This window comes from Agrobacterium sp. CG160-95, assembly GCF_053521725.1.
Map to the genome: position 1 here is coordinate 169,235 of NZ_JBNWDU010000005.1, position 18,076 is coordinate 187,310.

Sequence of the window (18,076 nt, forward strand, 5' to 3'; positions counted from 1 at the left end):
CGATGTGCGGTGAACCGGACTGCGGACATCAGAAGACGGGGGAGAAGGTCGGGCGATCCCGCAACTGGGGGGGAGTGTTTGCGAAGACCCCAGGCCGTCTTTTCGGTGTTGGCTTCATCCGGCTCTATCAGCTGACTTTGTCGAATTTCGTCGGCAATTCCTGCCGCCACATTCCTACCTGTTCCGAATATGGGTATGAGGCGATCGCCCGCCACGGACTTTGGCCGGGCGGGTGGATGACGCTGTTTCGCGTCGCGCGTTGCGGTCCGGGCGGCACCAGCGGGCTGGACCCCGTGCCGGAAACACTGGGCGCTGACAAGCACTGGTGGACTCCCTGGCGGTATTGGATGCTGCATCGATGACCTATGTCGCTCTTCTGCACAGCATCGTGCTCGGGGCGGGCAAGCGGCTCATCATGGCCGATCTGCGTGAAATGGCGCAGGAGCTGGGCTTTGAGGAATGCAGGACGCTGGTCGCGACCGGAAATCTGGTCTTCCGTGCACCGGAGGCGCCTGTCTGCGAAATCGAGGAGGCGTTGGAGCGCGCCTTTGAAAAACGGTTCGGCAAACATGTCGATATTCTCGTTCGCTCAGCGCCTGATTGGCTTGCCTTGACTGCCACAAACCCGTTCCCTGATGGCAATCCACCGGATGTCTGCGTAAGGGTGATGCGCAAGCCCCTTGCCGGGGATTATCTTGGAATCTTGGAGAAGTATTGCAAGAAGGAAAAGATCGCCATTGTCGGCGGTGACCTGTGGATCGACTTTTGCGGCAAGCCAAGCGAAAGCCGGCTTCTCTCTGCGCTGACCACGAAGAAGCTCGGCATTGGCACGACCCGCAACGCCAACACCGTCAATGGAATTGCCGAAATGCTTCGCTGAGCCGCCGTTCACCTTTGACTGGAACGGGAAAATTCTTTATCAGCCTGCCTGCCCATCTGCGAAAGAGGGCGTTCTTTTTATTCCAACACCACCCGCATTCGTTGGCGGGACTGGATCAGGAGCATTCGACGATGTCACAAACCGTTTCCCTTACATTTCCCGATGGTTCCGTACGCAGCTATCCCGCCGGCACGACCGGCCGCGAGGTCGCCGAATCCATCTCCAAATCGCTTGCGAAGAAGGCTGTCGCCATTGCGCTTGATGGCACCGTGCGCGATTTGTCCGAGGCAATCACCGATGGCAAGATAGAAATCGTCACGCGTGAGGACAGCCGCGCGCTGGAACTCATCCGCCACGATGCCGCCCACGTCATGGCCGAGGCCGTGCAGGAGTTGTGGCCCGGCACGCAGGTGACGATCGGCCCTGTCATCGAGAACGGCTTCTATTACGACTTTGCCAAGAACGAACCTTTCACGCCGGAAGATCTGCCGAAGATCGAAAAGCGGATGAAGGAGATCATTCAGCGCAACAAGCCGTTTACCCGCGAAGTCTGGTCGCGCGAGAAGGCCAAGGAAGTGTTTGCCGCAAAGGGTGAAAACTACAAAGTCGAGCTGGTCGATGCCATTCCCGAAGGTCAGGACCTGAAGATCTATTATCAGGGCGACTGGTTCGATCTTTGCCGCGGCCCGCATATGGCGTCCACGGGTCAGGTCGGTACGGCCTTCAAGCTGATGAAGGTAGCCGGCGCCTATTGGCGTGGTGACAGCAACAATGCGATGCTGTCGCGCATCTACGGCACCGCCTGGGCGACCCAGGAAGAGCTGGACAATTACCTGCACGTTCTGGCTGAAGCCGAAAAGCGCGACCACCGCCGTCTTGGCCGGGAAATGGACCTGTTCCATTTCCAGGAAGAAGGTCCGGGCGTGGTCTTCTGGCACGGCAAGGGCTGGCGCATGTTCCAGACGCTGACGGCCTATATGCGCCGTCGGCTTGCCAATACCTATCAGGAAGTCAACGCGCCGCAGGTGCTGGACAAGTCGTTGTGGGAAACCTCCGGTCACTGGGGTTGGTATCAGGAAAACATGTTCGCGGTGAAATCCGCCCATGCCTTTACCCATCCCGATGACGAGGATGCGGACCAGCGCGTCTTTGCCTTGAAGCCGATGAACTGCCCCGGCCACGTGCAGATCTTCAAGCATGGCTTGAAGTCTTACCGCGAAATGCCCGTTCGCCTTGCTGAATTTGGCAATGTCCATCGCTACGAGGCTTCAGGTGCACTGCATGGCCTGATGCGCGTTCGCGGCTTCACGCAGGACGATGCGCATGTCTTCTGCACGGAAGAGCAGATGGCTGCGGAATGCCTGCGCATCAACGACCTGATCCTCTCGGTCTATGAGGATTTCGGTTTCAGCGAGATCGTCGTCAAGCTTTCGACCCGTCCGGAAAAGCGCGTCGGTTCCGACGATCTCTGGGACCGTGCCGAAAGCGTCATGATGGAGGTTCTGAAGACCATCGAGGAACAGTCCGGCGGCCGCATCAAGACCGGCATTCTGCCGGGCGAGGGCGCTTTCTACGGGCCAAAGTTCGAATATACGCTGAAGGATGCCATCGGTCGTGAATGGCAGTGCGGCACGACGCAGGTGGACTTCAACCTGCCGGAACGTTTCGGCGCCTTCTATATCGACCAGAACTCCGAAAAGACGCAGCCGGTGATGATCCATCGCGCCATCTGCGGCTCGATGGAGCGCTTCCTTGGTATCCTGATCGAGAACTTTGCCGGTCACATGCCATTGTGGTTCGCGCCGCTTCAGGTCGTGGTCGCGACGATCACCTCGGATGCGGACGATTATGGCCGCGAGGTTGCCGAAGCACTGCGCGAGGCGGGCATGGCTGTCGAAACCGACTTCCGCAACGAGAAGATCAACTACAAGGTCCGCGAGCACTCGGTGACCAAGGTGCCGGTCATCATCGTCTGCGGACGCAAGGAAGCGGAAGAGCGCACTGTCAACATCCGCCGTCTCGGTTCCCAGAACCAGACGCCGATGTCGCTCGAAGACGCGATTACAAGCCTCGTGGAAGAGGCGACGCCGCCGGATGTAAAGCGCAAGCTTGCGGCGAAGAAGCAGGTTGCGTGACAAAAAACAACGGCCCCTTCGGGGGCCGTTTTCGTTACTGGCTGAGGGTATTGAGGCCTATTCGAAATCGCCGGTCATGTCTTCCGGCGCCTGATCCTTCATCAGCACTTCCACATCGGCGTCCCGGCCGGACGTGACCTTGAAGTTGCGCTGGTAGACCTTGTCCTTGTTGCGGGCCATGGCGGTATATTCGCCTTCCGCCAGAACCATGGTCGAAAACGCGCTGACGCTTTCGTTCACAACGTCGCCGCCGCCGTTCAGCACCGACCAGGCCGTATCGGCAATGGCTTCGCCGCCCTGTTCAGAGACGAGCTTGAGCGTGATCTGTGCCGCCTGATGCTGCAGGGTCGCTTCGGTCAGCTTGCCTGCCTCGACCTGAATATCGGCGCGCACCACCGCATTGACGTTGCCGTATTCGGAAACGACATGATAGGTGCCGGCATTGAGGCGAACGACGGTGTTGGGCTTGATGTCGGCCATGACAAGGCCGCGCTCGCCATCCGGTCGGGCGTCGGAGGAATAGACGGAAAATTTGAGCTGGTTAGCGGAGATCTGTTTGTCGGAACCCGCGATCGCATTCAGAACGAAACCGCCAGCGTCGAGAATCAGCACCTGTTTCTGGACATTACCGGAGCTCGGAACATTGAGTTTCTTGGTAACACCTGCGCGCCCGAAGGCAACGTTGACGAAATATTCGCCGGGTACCAGATGGAACTGCGCCGAACCACCCTCGGAGCTTGCCAGCATCGGCAATTTGCCGTCAGCGCCCGGAATGGGGCTGAAGACGCGCCAGGAAAGGCCTTCCTTCACCGCTTCGCCTTCACTCGTCAGTTTCGCTTCCATGTCGATATCACGGGCGGTGCTTGCGGGGGCATTCGGGGCGGTAGGAGCGGTGAAAGCATTGAGTTTCGGCATTTTAGGCGTGCCGCCAAGCTGCTTGAAGTCCTTGAAAGCGTCTTGCGAAAAGGCTGCCTGTGATAAAACGCCGATCGCGGCGAACGCAATGGCCAGACGTGCCGCGATTTTGATTGCCGACATTTTCGATACCGATTGACTTCTTGATTTTCCCGCATCACTTCAAAACCAATGCCGTGGCTATTTCAAGGCCCATAATTTCGCGATGACAGCACAATGGAAGAATTTTGATCATGACAAGTGACATCAAGCTCCTCGACTATCTCAAGGTTCGCCGCTCCACCCCCGCCCTGCAACTTGCTGAGCCGGGTCCATCGAAAGCGGAAATCGAGGAAATCCTGCGCCTTGCCGTGCGCGTGCCTGACCATGGCAAACTGGCGCCATGGCGCTTCATCGTTTATCGCGGCGAAGACCGCGTGCGTCTCGGAGAAGAAGCGCTCCGGATCGCGCTTGAGAAGAACCCGGAACTGGACCTGCAGCAGCAGGACGCGGAGCGCACCCGCTTCACGCGCGCTCCCGTCGTCATCGCCGTCATCAGCACCGCCAAGCCGCATTTCAAGATTCCGGAATGGGAACAAATCATGTCCGCCGGTGCGGTGTGCCTCAATCTCATCTTCGCCGCCAACGCCAATGGTTTTGCGGCGAACTGGCTGACTGAATGGCTTGCCTTCGACCCGGCCTTCCTGTCGGAACTGGGGATTGCCGCAGACGAGAAGGTCGCCGGATATATTCACATCGGCTCAACGACATTCCCGCTTGTGGAGCGGCCGCGGCCGGAGCTTGCGGATGTGGTAACCTGGGTTGGGGACGTCTGATGTTCTATACCACCGACACCAACCAGCACGGCCTGCCGCATGATCCGTTCAAGGCTATCGTCGCGCCCCGGCCGATCGGCTGGATTGGTTCTAAAGGCCGGGACGGCTCTTTCAACCTGTCGCCCTATTCGTTTTTCAACGCGATTTCGGACCGGCCGAAGCTGGTGATGTTTTCCTCCAGCGGGCGCAAGGACAGCCTTCGCAATGTCGAGGAGACCGGTGTCTTCACCGCCAACCTCGTCAGCCGCCACCTCGTCGACCGGATGAACGCGTCTTCCGCGCCGGTGAACTATGATGTCGACGAGTTCCGGCTTGCCGGTCTGACTGCCGTTGACGGGCGGGTGGTGGATGCGCCTTTCGTGGGGGAGGCGCTGGCCGTTCTGGAATGCCGCGTGACCGAGATCATCCAGCTGAAGGACATCGACGGCACGCCGGCGGACTCGTGGATGGTGATAGGGCAGGTCATGGCGATTCACATCGACGATGCGATCATTCGTGATGGTCGCATCGATATGGGACTGGCACGTCCGGTGGCCCGAATGGGTTACATGGACTACTGCGACGGCGGCAGCGACGTGTTTCAGTTAAAGCGTCCGTCTACTGCGCCGTAGAACTTCTTCGCCGGCAACTGTTAAATTTTATGGTGAACCAAACGTAAACTATTTGCGCCTAGAGTTTTATACATGGCGGCGGCAATGATGCCGTCGTCCATTGTTGCGAATGTGTTTCGAGGCTCAGGTGATCGTACAGGCATTTCTTCGCTGGTCTGAAAAGGCTGGATCGACCGAGCGGGCGAAGGCCGCCAATGCGCTCGGCCGTGCCTATCTGCATTCAGACATGGCGCGGGAGAACCGTGACGCCGCCTATATGGCGATGACCTATCTTCTTGACGACCCTTCTCCGCGCGTGCGGCTGGCACTTGCCGAGGCGCTGGCGGATGATCCCGATGCGCCGCGCGCCATTCTCGTTTCGCTTGCCGAAGACCAGCCGGAGATTGCCTGCACCGTGATTGCCCGCTCGCCGGTTCTCGGCGAGGCCGATCTGGTCGATCTCGCCGGGCGCGGCGAAAGCCTGACACGCGCCTTCATTGCGGCTAGGCGGGGCCTGCCGCGCGGTGTCTGCGCAGCACTTGCCGAAGTCGGTGATCTGCCGGAAACGATGATCCTTCTAGAGAACGACGACGCCTTCATCACACCGTTTTCGCTGCGCCGCATTGCCGAGCGGCATGGCTGCAACGCCGACATTCGCGACCTGCTGCTGTGCCGAGAGGTGCTGCCCGCCGATACCCGCCATCTTCTGATGGCGCGCGTCAGCGAGGCCCTGGCAGGTTCGGCGCTGGTTCATGCCCTGATGGCGCGCAACCGCGCCGACAGTATTTTCCGCGAAGCGGAAGATTCCGCCACCATCCTCATCGCCGCCAATGTTTCGTCGCCGGAGTTGCCGGCGCTGGTGGAGCATCTGCGGCAAAGGCTGGAACTGACACCGGCGCTTCTCATCCATGCCGTCTGTTCGGGCAGGCTGGAGTTTTTCACGGCGGCGATGGTCAATCTCTCAGGTCTCGACGACCGCAAGGTGCGCGCCATTCTGGCGACCGGACGGCCGCACGCGCTGAAGGCGCTGTTCCAGTCCGTCGGTCTTTTGGGCGATGTCGTTGATGTCTTCATTGAGGCGACGCTGATGTGGCGCCGCGCCGCCCGATCGCATCTGTCGCAGGCCGCAGCCTCTGTATCGGCCGAACTGCTTGCGCATTTCCGCAACGTCGATGGTTCCGAAACGCTTTTCGAACTCTTGCACGCCGTGCGTAAACTGACCATTGCCGAGGAACGGCAGAAAGCGCGGCACTATGCGGAAGCGCTGACGGTCGAGGCGGCCTGAGGCTTACTTCTCGAACCGCTTGGCAATCCACGAATAGCTGTTTTCCACCATTCTGACCGGCGTTCCAAGCAGGTGCTTCACGCCTTCGGTGGAGGGCAGGATGCGGCTGACGCGGCTGATCGCCTGTTTTGTCAGGCTCTCTTCTTCCTTTTGCGTGACCTGTGCCGGTGGCTCCTCTGTTCCGGCCGGGGCCGTGGCGGCGGGAGGCTGCGTTGCGGGCGCGTTGCCCGCAGTCTGGGGCGTCTGCTCGCCCGGTGTCTGACACACGGCCACCACGACCGGATAGGACGCATTTGCGAAACGTTCCAGCTCTTTCTCCGACACGGCGTCGCATAGTTCGATGCTCGTCCAGCGCTGCTGCGAGGTGGCGAGGTAATGGCAATCGGTGGCGGTGTCGTCACAGCCTAGGAAAGTCATGAGAACGAGGGCTGTTTTCATGGTGTGTGTTGCCTCTGTCGGGAACTATGCTCTAGAAACTCATCTATCCCGATTGCAGTGACATTACGACGAAATACGCATTTTTTTGAGAGAAAGCAGGCATCGCATTGGCCCCCGAAATCAAGCTTGAAACACCCCGGCAGGAAGCGGTTCTGCGCCTTATCGATCTGTCTAACGTCTATATGGCGTCGCTTTATCCCGCCGAAAGCAATCATCTGGTCGATATCGGCCAGCTGGAAAAGGACAATGTCTCCTTTTTCGTGGCGCGGCATGATGGCCGTGTCGTTGGCTGCGGCGCGCTGGTGGAGGCGGGTGACGGTACGGCGGAGGTTAAGCGCATGTTCGTCGATCCAGAGGCGAGGGGATTGCGGATCGGCAAGCTGATCATGGATACGCTCATTGCGCGCGGCGCCGAGCTTGGGCTTACCGCCATCCGGCTTGAAACCGGCATCAGCCAGCCGGAGGCGATCGGTCTTTACCGCAAGGCGGGGTTTGTCGAGATTGAGGCGTTTGCGCCCTATAAGCCGGACCCGCTCAGCCTGTTCATGGAGAAGACGCTTTAAAGGCGAGGCGGGCGCTATCGGCGCGCTTTGCAGAACACTCGATGCCGCCCTTGGCGATGTCATCCTCGGCCTCGTGCCGGGGATCTGCCGACGTCTGGTAACATCGTTGGGTTGCAGATGCCAGGGACAGGCCCGAGCATGACGAAGACGAGGTTTAAGACGCTGCTTTTCGGAACGCCGTCGCTTCGTTGCTATCCTCTTCACGCGCAACGATGTCGTCGAGCGGGTCATTTTCAGCTGTAGGGGTCGGCGGAACGTCGACGGTGGCGCCAGCGGAGATTTCTACTTCACGCACCCATTCCCGCCAGATTGCCACCAGCAGCGCCATCAGCACCGGGCCGATGAAGAGGCCGAGGAAGCCCATGGTCTTGACGCCGCCGACGAGGCCGAAAAAGGTCGGCAGGAAAGGCAGCTTGATCGGGCCGCCGACGAGTTTCGGACGGATGGTCTTGTCGACGATGAAAAGCTCTACCGAACCCCAGATGAATAGCCCCAGGCCATAAGCGGGAGAGCCGCTGGCGACCAGATAGATCGATACGAGAGTGAAAGAAAGCGGCGCGCCGCCCGGGATGAGCGCCATGACACCGGTGAGCACGCCGAGTGTGACGGGCGAGGGGACGCCGGCAATCCAGTAGGCGATGCCGAGGATTATGCCTTCGCCGATGGCGATCAATGTCATGCCCGTGACGGTGGAGCTGATGGTGGCTGGCACGACGCGGGAAATGCGCTCCCACCGCGTCGGCAGGATGCGTTCCCCCACAAGATCGACCTGATGGGAGAAGCCGGCACCGTTGCGATAGACAAAGAACAGCGCGATCAACATGAACAGCAGGGTCAGCACGAGGTGGAACGCGCCGTTGCCCGCGGCGAGGATCGCCCGGTAGATATTGCCGATATTGGCACCGCTGACGAGCTGGATCACTTCGCCGATCGCACCCGGTGTGCCGATATATTTCACCCACTGCTCGCCGAGCCAGGAGCCTACGCCGGGCAGCGCCGCGATCCAGTCTGGCACGGGTGCGCCCACCTTGTTGACATGCACCGCCCAGCCGAACCATTCGCGGATTTCGCTGGCCGTATAGGAAGCGGCGATGAAAATCGGCACCACGAGGAAGGTGAGGATGAGGATGATGGCGATGGAGGCGCCGAGCGTGGTGTTGCCGCCCACCTGCCGCAGAAGCCGCGTGTAGACCGGCCAGCTGGCGAAGCCGATGACAAGGGCCGCCAGAACCGGAACGAGAAAGCCGTGGAAGAAGTAGATGCCCGCAAGGGCGACGAGAACTAGCAGCCAGCGCGCAGCCGATATTGGCGGGATCAGGGCGATCCGCGTCGGGCTTGCAGGACCAAGCCATCTCGGTTCGCCACTGGGCTTACGGCTGTCAATATTACTCACGGCAGGCTCTTTCTCGCATTCTCCCCGAAGGGTGCATTCACTCTGTCACACCAATACATATAAGTGCAATATAGCCGTATCACATTACCGTTGTGTGTTTATCGCTCAGCCTATTGAACGATTTTGGTAAAAATAGAACATCGGTCTTGGCGCGCGCATTGAAATATGACAATTGAACTCCGTTTTTATTGCGGCCTCCGCTTGCCGCGCACGCTCTTCAGGTCACGCCATGCTGCGCCGTTTCTTCGCCTATTACCGTCCCTATCGCGGTCTGTTTATTCTCGATTTTTCCTGCGCGGTTCTGTCGGGCGTGCTCGAACTCGGCTTTCCGATGGCGGTGAAGGTCTTTGTGGACGTGCTGTTGCCGGGCGGTGAGTGGGGCATCATCCTTGCCGCCTCCGTCGGGTTGCTCGTCATCTATGTCCTGAATACGGGTCTGATGGCGACAGTCACCTATTGGGGACATATGCTCGGCATCAATATCGAGACCGACATGCGGCGGCTGGCTTTCGACCACCTGCAGAAGCTCTCCTTCCGCTATTTCGACAACCAGAAGACCGGTCATCTGGTTGGCCGGCTGACGAAGGATCTGGAAGAGATCGGCGAGGTAGCCCATCACGGCCCCGAGGATCTGTTCATCGCCATCATGACCTTCATCGGCGCATTCCTGCTGATGCTGTCGGTCAATGTGCCGCTGGCGCTTGTCACCGCTGCCGTCGTGCCTGTCACCGCCTGGGTGACGAGCCGTTACGGTGGCCGTATGACGCAGAACTTTCGCGCGCTCTATGGTCGGGTAGGCGATTTCAACGCCCGTATCGAGGAAAATGTCGGTGGCATGCGGGTGGTGCAGGCCTTTGCCAATGAGGACCACGAACGCGCGCTGTTTGAGAAGGACAACCAGAAATACCGCCGCACGAAGCTGGATGCCTACAAGATCATGGCTGCCAGCACTTCGCTCAGCTACATGAGCATGCGGCTGACGCAGATGATCGTGATGATCTGCGGCGCCTGGTTCGTGCTGCATGGCGGCCTGACGGAAGGCGGCTTCGTTGGCTTCCTGCTTCTGGTCGGCGTGTTTTTCCGCCCGGTGGAAAAGATCAACTCGGTCATCGAGACCTATCCGAAGGGCATTGCCGGTTTTCGCCGCTTTACCGAGCTTCTGGACACGGCGCCGGATATCATCGACGCACCGGATGCGATCGAGGCACCGGCGCTTTCCGGCGCCATTGAATATCGCCATGTCGGTTTCGGTTATGCCGAGGGCAAGCAGGTTCTCGACAATATCGACCTGAAGATCAATGCGGGCGAGACGGTGGCTTTCGTCGGGCCTTCGGGGGCGGGCAAAACGACGCTTTGCTCGCTGCTGCCGCGCTTTTATGATGTCACCAGCGGTTCGATCACCATTGACGGCATCGATATCCGCAAGATGAAGCTTGCCTCGCTGCGCAACCAGATCGGAATCGTGCAGCAGGATGTGTTCCTGTTTGGCGGCACGATCCGCGAGAATATCGAATATGGCCGGCTCGGCGCTTCCGATGTCGAAATCATGGATGCGGCGCGGCGTGCCCGGCTGGATGGCGTCATCGAAGCGATGCCGATGGGGCTCGACACTGTCATCGGTGAGCGTGGCGTGAAACTTTCCGGTGGTCAGAAACAGCGTCTTGCCATTGCCCGCATGTTCCTCAAGAACCCGCCTATCCTCATTCTCGACGAGGCGACCTCGGCGCTGGATACCGAAACCGAGCGGGCCATCCAGCAATCGCTGACGGAGCTTGCCAAGGGCCGCACAACGCTCGTCATCGCCCACCGGCTGGCAACGATCCGCGATGCGTCACGCATCGTTGTGGTGGACCAGACGGGTATTGCCGAGACCGGCGCCCATGCCGAGCTTCTGGCCGCCAAGGGCCATTATAGCCGCCTGCATGAGGCGCAGTTCAGCGGGCATCTTCAGGGTCTGAGTTAAGCGACGCATCTTGCGCCGCATATCAGGCGTTCTCCGCTGCGTTTTCCTCGATGATGCCGGTATTCGGCTCGGGCTTGCCGGGATGGCTGGTGACGAGATAACCCATGGCGACAGCGGCGGCGACGATGACCAGCAGCACCACGCCGCTGATGGTCATCAGCCAGTCGCGCGGCCTTCGCTGCGCCATGATATATTTCGGCCACCGGTAAGGCTGGTTCGCCACGCTGAATTTATTGCCGTCTCGCATGAACTTCCCCGGACTATTGTCGCTTCGTGACAGACAAACGCGGGCATGCACGCGGCTGTTCCGCAATGGCGGGGCAGAGGCGATGACAACCCCGTGAGGTTTCGCGGTAGGATTGGCCGTGGGTCCCCCTTGTTCGCTGGTCACTACACGACGGAGAAGAGTCTTTTCAGCCCAGAGACTTTGGCTTGCTGGCTTCCGGCTTAAGGCTGGAATGACCGAGGAGGGGTCTCATTTCATTAAATCCATGAAGCGTTGCGCCGGTGCTTGCGTTCAGGCCGAATGTTACTGCGGCCTCTCGCGCCGGCACACAGCTTCGAAACTCCACTTGCCAGTCCACACCCTTTTATGCGAATGATTTGCAATTGCATTAATTCTATTTCCATTTGAAAGTTCGCAAGATGGACAAGCCTGTCTTTGGATGGCGGCGGAATGGCGACGATCTCTCGCTGTCCGACGTTCACAGCTCGATCAAGATAAGCCCGAATGCCGGTACGTTTCGCCGGGCGATGGCGTTCTTCGGACCCGGATATCTCGTCGCGGTCGGTTACATGGACCCCGGCAACTGGGCAACGTCGCTCGCCGGCGGTTCCAAGTTTGGCTACACGCTGCTGACGGTGGCGTTGATATCGAACATCATGGCCGTCGTTCTACAGGCGCTCTGTGCCCGTCTGGCGATTGCTTCCGGGCGCGATCTGGCGCAGGCCTGTCGCGATGCCTATCCGAAACCGGTGGCGATGGTGCTCTGGCTGCTGGCCGAAATCGCAATCATCGCGACTGATATCGCCGAGGTCATCGGGACGGCTATCGGCCTCAACCTGATTTTCGGCATTCCGCTCGAACTGGGCGTCCTCATCACGGCGCTTGACGTGTTCCTGATCCTTTATCTGCAAAGGCTTGGCTTCCGCTGGGTGGAAGCGCTTGTCATCACGCTTCTCGGCGTCATCGCGGTGTGTTTCGCCATTCAGCTGGCGCTGGCAGACCCCGACTGGAGCCAGGTGATTCGTGGTTTTGCGCCGACGACGGAGATCGTCACCAACCCCGAGATGCTCTATCTGGCGCTTGGCATTCTGGGCGCGACGGTGATGCCGCATAATCTCTATCTGCATTCAGGGATCGTGCAGACGCGCGCCATCGGCGAGACGCTGGCCGAAAAACGCGAGGCGCTCAAATTCGCGACACTCGATTCAACCATCGCCCTGACGTTTGCTCTCGTCATCAATGCCGCGATCCTCATCCTCGCAGCGGCGACCTTCAACAAAACGGGTCAGACGAATGTTGCCGAACTGGGTGAAGCGCATAGTCTGCTCGCGCCGCTGCTCGGCCTTGCGATTGCGCCGACGCTGTTCGGGGTGGCGCTTTTGTGCTGTGGCATCAATTCCACCGTTACGGCAACGCTTGCGGGCCAGATCGTGATGGAAGGTTTCCTCAAGATGCGGCTTGCCCCGTGGCTGCGCCGCCTCATCACCCGAGGCATCGCCATCATCCCCGCCGCCGGCGTCACCATCGCCTTCGGCGAAAGCGGCACGTCTCAGCTGCTGATACTGACGCAGGTGGTCTTAAGCCTGCAACTTTCCTTCGCCGTCTTCCCGCTGGTCATGTTCACCGCCGACCGCGCCAAGATGGGCGAACTTTGCGCCCCGCGATGGCTCTCGGCGTTTGCATGGCTTATCGCGGTGGTAATTGCGGCGCTGAATGTGAAGCTGCTGTTTGATTTTGTGGGGTAAGGCGCGTCAGGCCGCGCCTCTACGGAGCGCGGCCGCCGTTCCCCCGGGATCGACGGCGATGACTATCAGATAGGCGCGGGCAGGTTGATCCGGCTCGCTGCGGCCCTGTTCCCAATCACGCAAGGTGCCCAGCGGAATATGATAACGGGCGGAAAACTCTTCCTGCGTCAGTTTCAGCGCCCGGCGAGTGATCTTGATGCGCGGCATTCTCGAGGCGGAGGCGAGCTGTTCGGCGGAAAGCGGTGGATTGTCGGGGTCAGCAAGCGCGTTGGTTTCCGCTTCTTCGTCGGTCATTGCGTGAAGACGCGCCCAGTCGGTTTGATCGGTTTTACCAGCCATTGTCGTCATATTCCTTGCGCTCTGCGCGCGTCGAATGTGTTGACTGCTACTTCGATGGTGGCTTTCCTGCTGCTGCCAATTTTGCGTCCAACGCGGCTTTTTTCTGAGCTGCGATTGCGGGACGTTCGTAAAAGTGTTCGAACAGCTCTTCTAATATTTCAAGGCACCATTCGGCTTCTTCTGCCTCAACATCAATCACTTGCAAGGTTGTTTTTTCATCTATTGGATGAGCTGAGAAGTTTCCAAAATTACGGATAGCATCGACCGTTTCGTGTAATCCAATCGGTAACGCTTTTTTGGGATCCGTCTCATTAATTAATGCGTCGATCTGTTTTGCTAAATCCGTCGCCTTGTAATCTAGGCTGTTTAGAATGTTTTGCAGGCATCTCCGGGAAAGAGCTGCTGAAGCTTTGGCGCTAATGGGAAGAACATCGCACGCTTCTAGGTAATCTCGAGTAATGTCATCTGGAACAAATTGCGAAATTGAGCCGCGGTTGGGACTCATTGGTTCAACCATCCGTGCGTTACCGGATGGGCTTTCGATAACAATAGTCAATTTTTTGCAGCTTGGACATACAGCCGTTTCGTAGGACCAGTTTGTAACATAACCGTTGCGGCTAAAGCTGCCAGGAACCCAATTTTCATGGAAATTAATATTGCAATGTGGGCAGCGCATATATGCCTCCAATAAAAAGTCCCGCAGTGAACCTTAATCACTGCGGGACATATTCACTTCACCTTCCAAGACTGGAAAGTGGATTCACCACTTATCCATGTATTTCTTAAGAGCAACCGCTCGTCGCACCACAAGTATCGCACTTCTCACAAGTGCCATTGCGCACCATCGTGAAGTTCTGGCATTCCGAGCACATGTTGCCGGTATAGCCTTGCGCGATCGAGCGCATGCGGCGTTCGTTTTCCTTCTTCTTGGCTTCCGCTTTGGCCGATGCCGCGTCGGCGGCGGCCTTGTCGGAGAAGAGGGCGGTGGCGGTCTGCTTGGCTTCCTGAACCACGTCGTCGATTACCTCTTCGGCAATCTCTTCCGCCAGTTCCTTGGCGCGTTCTTCATAATCGCGCTTGAAGGAGACGATTTCCGAGGTGGAGATCGCGACTGTCGGTTCCAGCTTGCGGGCGGCTGAGCCTGCAAAGGAAGTGACGTTGGCCGAGGCGCGGGCGGGCGCTGCCGTTGCCGAGCCCTTGGGTTCGGAAGCAGCACGTTCGCCTTCGTTGTTGGAAACCAGCGTCGGCTTGTAACCGCGTGTCCAGCCGGTGGAGAGCAGATTGGTCTTGCCTTCCTGGATGCCCTTGCCGAGTGCGGTATTGGAGAAGTCAGACGTATCGACATGAGCAAGGTCGTGGCGGCCGAGATAGGATACGGCGAGTTCGCGGAACACGTAGTCGAGGATCGACGTGGCGTTCTTGATCGCGTCGTTGCCCTGCACCATGCCGGCCGGCTCGAACTTGGTGAAGGTGAAAGCCTCCACATATTCTTCCAGCGGCACGCCATATTGCAGGCCAAGCGAAATGGCGATGGCGAAGTTGTTCATCATCGCACGGAAGGCAGCGCCTTCCTTGTGCATGTCGATGAAGATTTCGCCGATGCGGCCGTCACCGAATTCACCGGTGCGCAGATAGACCTTGTGACCGCCGACCGTTGCCTTCTGGGTGTAACCCTGACGGCGGTTCGGCAGCTTTTCACGCTCGCGCGATACCCGCTCGATGACGCGCTCGACGATCTTTTCGGTGATCGTCACGGCCTGCTGGGCGAGCGGCTGCTGGATCAGTTCTTCAACGAAGTCTTCGTCGTCCTCATCTTCCACCAGCGAAGCGTTGAGCGGCTGGGAAAGCTTGGAGCCATCGCGGTAAAGGGCGTTGGCCTTGAGCGCCAGCTTCCAGGACAGCATGTAGGCTGCGCCGCAATCTTCCACGGTTGCATCATTCGGCATGTTGATCGTCTTGGAGATCGCACCCGAAATGAACGGCTGTGCTGCCGCCATCATGCGGATATGCGATTCGACCGAGAGATAACGCTTGCCGATCTTGCCGCAGGGGTTGGCGCAATCGAATACGGCCAAGTGCTCGTTCTTGAGGAACGGTGCACCTTCCAGCGTCATCGCACCGCAGACGTGCACGTTGGCCGCTTCGATGTCCTTTTTGCTGAAGCCGAGGTGCTCCAGCAGGTTGAAGCTCATGTCGGACAACTGCTCGTCGGAAACCTTGAGCGTGCCCTTGAGGAAATCGGCGCCCAGCGTCCACTGGTTGAAGACGAACTTGATGTCGAAGGCGCTTTTCAGCGCGCCGTTGACGGCTTCGATCTTCTCATCGGTGAAGCCCTTGGCCTTCAGCGTCGAGGGATTGATCGCAGGTGCCTGGTTGAGATTGCCGTGGCCAACGGCATAGGCTTCGATTTCGGCGATCTGGCTTTCCGAATAACCGAGCGAACGCAGGGATTCCGGCACGGCGCGGTTGATGATCTTGAAGTAGCCGCCGCCGGCGAGCTTCTTGAATTTCACCAGCGCGAAGTCCGGCTCGATGCCGGTCGTGTCGCAATCCATCACGAGGCCGATCGTACCTGTCGGCGCGATAACGGTGGTCTGGGCGTTGCGGTAGCCGTGCTTTTCGCCAAGCTCCAGCGCCTTGTCCCAGGCAGCCGTGGCGTGGGCGACAAGGTCCTGATCCGTGCAATCGGAATGGATGAGGGCAACCGGGTTCACCGACAGGCCTTCATAACCGTAGGAAAGGCCATGGGCGGCGCGGCGGTGGTTGCGGATGACGCGCAGCATGTTGTCGCGGTTCGGCGCAAAGCCCGGGAAGGGGCCAAGCTCGCCGGCCATTTCAGCCGAGGTGGCATAGGAAACGCCGGTCATGATGGCGGTCAGCGCACCGGCGATAGCGCGGCCTTCGTCGCTGTCATAGGGAATGCCCGAGGACATCAGCAGGCCGCCGATATTGGCGTAACCGAGGCCGAGCGTGCGGTATTCGTAGGAGCGTTCGGCAATCTGGCGCGAGGGGAACTGCGCCATCATGACCGAGACTTCGAGAACGACGGTCCACAGGCGAACCGCATGTTCGTAATCGGCGATGTCGATGCGCTTCGTTGCCTGATCCTTGAACTGAAGCAGGTTTAGCGAAGCAAGGTTGCAGGCCGTGTCGTCGAGGAACATATATTCCGAGCACGGGTTGGAAGCACGGATCGGGCCTTCGGCCGGCGAGGTGTGCCAGTCGTTCATGGTGGTGTTGAAGTGCAGGCCGGGGTCTGCCGATGCCCAGGCGGCGTGGGAGATCTTTTCCCAGAGGTCGCGGGCCTTCAGCGTCTTCATGACCTTGCCGTCCTTGCGGGCGGTCAGGTTCCAGTCACCGTCGTTTTCAACAGCGCGCAGGAAGTCATCCTTCAGCGATACGGAGTTGTTGGAATTCTGGCCTGAAACCGTGAGGTAGGCTTCGGAATCCCAATCCGTGTCGTAGGTCTTGAACTGGATGTCCTTGTAACCCTGCTGCGCGAACTGGATGACGCGCTTGACGTAGTTTTCCGGCACCATGTCCTTCTTGGCAGCGCGGATTTCGCGCTTCAGGGCAGGGTTCTTGGCCGGGTCGAAGCAATCGCCGTTATCTGCCTCGCAGTTGACGCAGGCCTTCATGATTGCCTTGAGGTGCTTGGCAACGATCTTGGAACCGGTGACGAGAGCGGCAACCTTCTGCTCCTCGTTCACCTTCCAGTCGATATAGGCTTCAATATCGGGATGGTCGGCATCAACGACGACCATCTTGGCTGCACGGCGGGTGGTGCCGCCGGACTTGATTGCGCCGGCTGCCCGGTCGCCGATCTTGAGGAAGCTCATCAGGCCGGAGGACTTGCCGCCGCCGGAAAGCTTTTCGCCTTCGCCGCGCAGGTAGGAGAAGTTGGAGCCGGTACCGGAACCGTATTTGAACAGGCGCGCTTCACGCACCCACAGGTCCATGATGCCGCCTTCGTTGACCAGATCGTCTTCGACAGACTGGATGAAGCAGGCATGCGGTTGCGGATGTTCGTAAGAGGACTTGGACTTGGTCAGCTTCCCGGTGAAGGGGTCGACGTAGAAGTGGCCCTGGCCCGGGCCGTCGATGCCATAGGCCCAGTGCAGGCCGGTGTTGAACCACTGCGGGCTGTTGGGGGCTACACGCTGGGTCGCCAGCATATAGGCAAGCTCGTCGCGGAAGGCGAGTGCGTCTTCCTCGGTGGAGAAATATTTGCCCTTCCAGCCCCAGTAGGTCCAGGTGCCGGCAAGGCGGTCGAAAACCTGACGCGCATCGGTTTCGGAGCCATAACGCTCACCCTCGGGGAGGTCCTTCATGGCCTTCTCATCGGCAACCGAACGCCACAGGAAGGAAGGAACATCGTTTTCCTCAACCTTCTTAAGCACCCTCGGCACGCCGGCCTTGCGGAAGTATTTCTGCGCCAGAACGTCGGTCGCGACCTGGCTGAACTGCGCGGGAACGTCGATATCCGCCAGACGGAACACGATGGAACCGTCCGGGTTCTTGATTTCACTGACGGCCTTGCGGAATTCGATTTCCGCATAAGACGATTGGCCGGGCTTCGTGAAGCGGCGTTCGATGCGCATGGTTTCGTGTCCTCGTCCATTGGGCGCCCGGCAAAGGGCGCAAAAATTCGTTCCAGCCGTGCGAACTATGCGCGCAGCCGGTTTTTGCCGATCTGTAAGGGATGTTCATCCTTGGATGTGATCCCTGTATCTCGTGGCTTATTCGGCTGCAAGAGTCATGTGAGTACTAAATATAGTATCAACAGCTT

16 protein-coding genes are annotated in these 18,076 nt (G+C 59.1%); 9 read left to right on the forward strand and 7 right to left on the reverse strand.

Features of this window, described 5'->3' with window-relative positions; genetic code table 11:
• The first annotated feature begins 2 nt into the window (after positions 1 to 2).
• The 3 genes from yidD (at position 3) to thrS (ending at position 3,015) form a co-directional block, all read left to right on the forward strand.
• Positions 3 to 362, forward strand: a complete 360-nt coding sequence (gene yidD / locus ACQZ63_RS18140; protein WP_111782457.1) for a membrane protein insertion efficiency factor YidD — start codon at positions 3 to 5, stop codon at positions 360 to 362.
• Positions 359 to 880 carry a DUF1697 domain-containing protein gene (locus tag ACQZ63_RS18145; protein ID WP_111788213.1) on the forward strand — a complete coding sequence of 174 codons (522 nt, stop codon included), beginning with the start codon at positions 359 to 361 and terminating at the stop codon, positions 878 to 880. Before yidD ends, ACQZ63_RS18145 begins: the two co-directional genes overlap by 4 nt.
• 131 nt (positions 881 to 1,011) lie before the next feature.
• Positions 1,012 to 3,015 carry a threonine--tRNA ligase gene (gene thrS / locus ACQZ63_RS18150; protein WP_003515666.1) on the forward strand — a complete coding sequence of 668 codons (2,004 nt, stop codon included), beginning with the start codon at positions 1,012 to 1,014 and terminating at the stop codon, positions 3,013 to 3,015.
• A 57-nt stretch (positions 3,016 to 3,072) separates the two neighbouring features.
• Here thrS and ACQZ63_RS18155 read toward each other — a convergent pair whose 3' ends face one another.
• Positions 3,073 to 4,053, reverse strand: a complete 981-nt coding sequence (locus tag ACQZ63_RS18155) for a hypothetical protein (RefSeq protein WP_003515664.1) — start codon at positions 4,051 to 4,053, stop codon at positions 3,073 to 3,075.
• Between the two features lie 110 nt (positions 4,054 to 4,163).
• Here ACQZ63_RS18155 and ACQZ63_RS18160 point away from each other — a divergent pair, with 110 nt between their 5' ends.
• The 3 genes from ACQZ63_RS18160 (at position 4,164) to ACQZ63_RS18170 (ending at position 6,620) form a co-directional block, all read left to right on the forward strand.
• Positions 4,164 to 4,745, forward strand: a complete 582-nt coding sequence (locus ACQZ63_RS18160; RefSeq protein WP_019566136.1) for a nitroreductase family protein — start codon at positions 4,164 to 4,166, stop codon at positions 4,743 to 4,745.
• Entirely contained in the window at positions 4,745 to 5,356 is a 612-nt protein-coding gene (locus ACQZ63_RS18165) for a flavin reductase family protein (RefSeq protein ID WP_025593667.1), read from the forward strand. Before ACQZ63_RS18160 ends, ACQZ63_RS18165 begins: the two co-directional genes overlap by 1 nt.
• A gap of 109 nt (positions 5,357 to 5,465) precedes the next feature.
• Positions 5,466 to 6,620 (forward strand): DUF2336 domain-containing protein, encoded by a 1,155-nt coding sequence (locus ACQZ63_RS18170; RefSeq protein ID WP_113555762.1) that lies wholly within the window; start codon positions 5,466 to 5,468, stop codon positions 6,618 to 6,620.
• Between the two features lie 3 nt (positions 6,621 to 6,623).
• On the opposite strand, the gene ACQZ63_RS18175 is transcribed toward ACQZ63_RS18170, so the two are convergent.
• Positions 6,624 to 7,058, reverse strand: a complete 435-nt coding sequence (locus tag ACQZ63_RS18175) for a hypothetical protein (protein ID WP_003515657.1) — start codon at positions 7,056 to 7,058, stop codon at positions 6,624 to 6,626.
• Between the two features lie 107 nt (positions 7,059 to 7,165).
• Between ACQZ63_RS18175 and ACQZ63_RS18180 the strand changes: the two genes are divergently transcribed.
• Positions 7,166 to 7,621, forward strand: a complete 456-nt coding sequence (locus tag ACQZ63_RS18180) for a GNAT family N-acetyltransferase (protein ID WP_025593662.1) — start codon at positions 7,166 to 7,168, stop codon at positions 7,619 to 7,621.
• Positions 7,622 to 7,775: 154 nt separating this feature from the next.
• On the opposite strand, the gene ACQZ63_RS18185 is transcribed toward ACQZ63_RS18180, so the two are convergent.
• Positions 7,776 to 9,014 carry an AI-2E family transporter gene (locus ACQZ63_RS18185; protein WP_019566141.1) on the reverse strand — a complete coding sequence of 413 codons (1,239 nt, stop codon included), beginning with the start codon at positions 9,012 to 9,014 and terminating at the stop codon, positions 7,776 to 7,778.
• A 229-nt stretch (positions 9,015 to 9,243) separates the two neighbouring features.
• On the opposite strand from ACQZ63_RS18185, the gene ACQZ63_RS18190 reads away from it, so the two are divergent.
• Entirely contained in the window at positions 9,244 to 10,977 is a 1,734-nt protein-coding gene (locus tag ACQZ63_RS18190) for an ABC transporter ATP-binding protein (protein ID WP_113555763.1), read from the forward strand.
• Between the two features lie 22 nt (positions 10,978 to 10,999).
• On the opposite strand, the gene ACQZ63_RS18195 is transcribed toward ACQZ63_RS18190, so the two are convergent.
• The gene (locus tag ACQZ63_RS18195; protein ID WP_013636298.1) at positions 11,000 to 11,224 is read right to left on the reverse strand and encodes a hypothetical protein; all 225 of its coding nucleotides are present in this window, start codon (positions 11,222 to 11,224) and stop codon (positions 11,000 to 11,002) included.
• A gap of 398 nt (positions 11,225 to 11,622) precedes the next feature.
• On the opposite strand from ACQZ63_RS18195, the gene ACQZ63_RS18200 reads away from it, so the two are divergent.
• Positions 11,623 to 12,948 carry an Nramp family divalent metal transporter gene (locus ACQZ63_RS18200; RefSeq protein WP_013636297.1) on the forward strand — a complete coding sequence of 442 codons (1,326 nt, stop codon included), beginning with the start codon at positions 11,623 to 11,625 and terminating at the stop codon, positions 12,946 to 12,948.
• A gap of 6 nt (positions 12,949 to 12,954) precedes the next feature.
• Here the strand turns inward: ACQZ63_RS18200 and ACQZ63_RS18205 are convergent, their stop codons facing one another.
• From ACQZ63_RS18205 to ACQZ63_RS18215, 3 genes are all read right to left on the reverse strand, one after another.
• Positions 12,955 to 13,287 (reverse strand): helix-turn-helix domain-containing protein, encoded by a 333-nt coding sequence (locus ACQZ63_RS18205; RefSeq protein ID WP_162763612.1) that lies wholly within the window; start codon positions 13,285 to 13,287, stop codon positions 12,955 to 12,957.
• A 46-nt stretch (positions 13,288 to 13,333) separates the two neighbouring features.
• On the reverse strand, positions 13,334 to 13,963 hold the full coding sequence (locus ACQZ63_RS18210) for a DUF4145 domain-containing protein (RefSeq protein ID WP_196811689.1): 630 nt from the start codon (positions 13,961 to 13,963) through the stop codon (positions 13,334 to 13,336).
• A 106-nt stretch (positions 13,964 to 14,069) separates the two neighbouring features.
• On the reverse strand, positions 14,070 to 17,888 hold the full coding sequence (locus tag ACQZ63_RS18215; protein WP_113555764.1) for a vitamin B12-dependent ribonucleotide reductase: 3,819 nt from the start codon (positions 17,886 to 17,888) through the stop codon (positions 14,070 to 14,072).
• Positions 17,889 to 18,076: the final 188 nt, after the last annotated feature.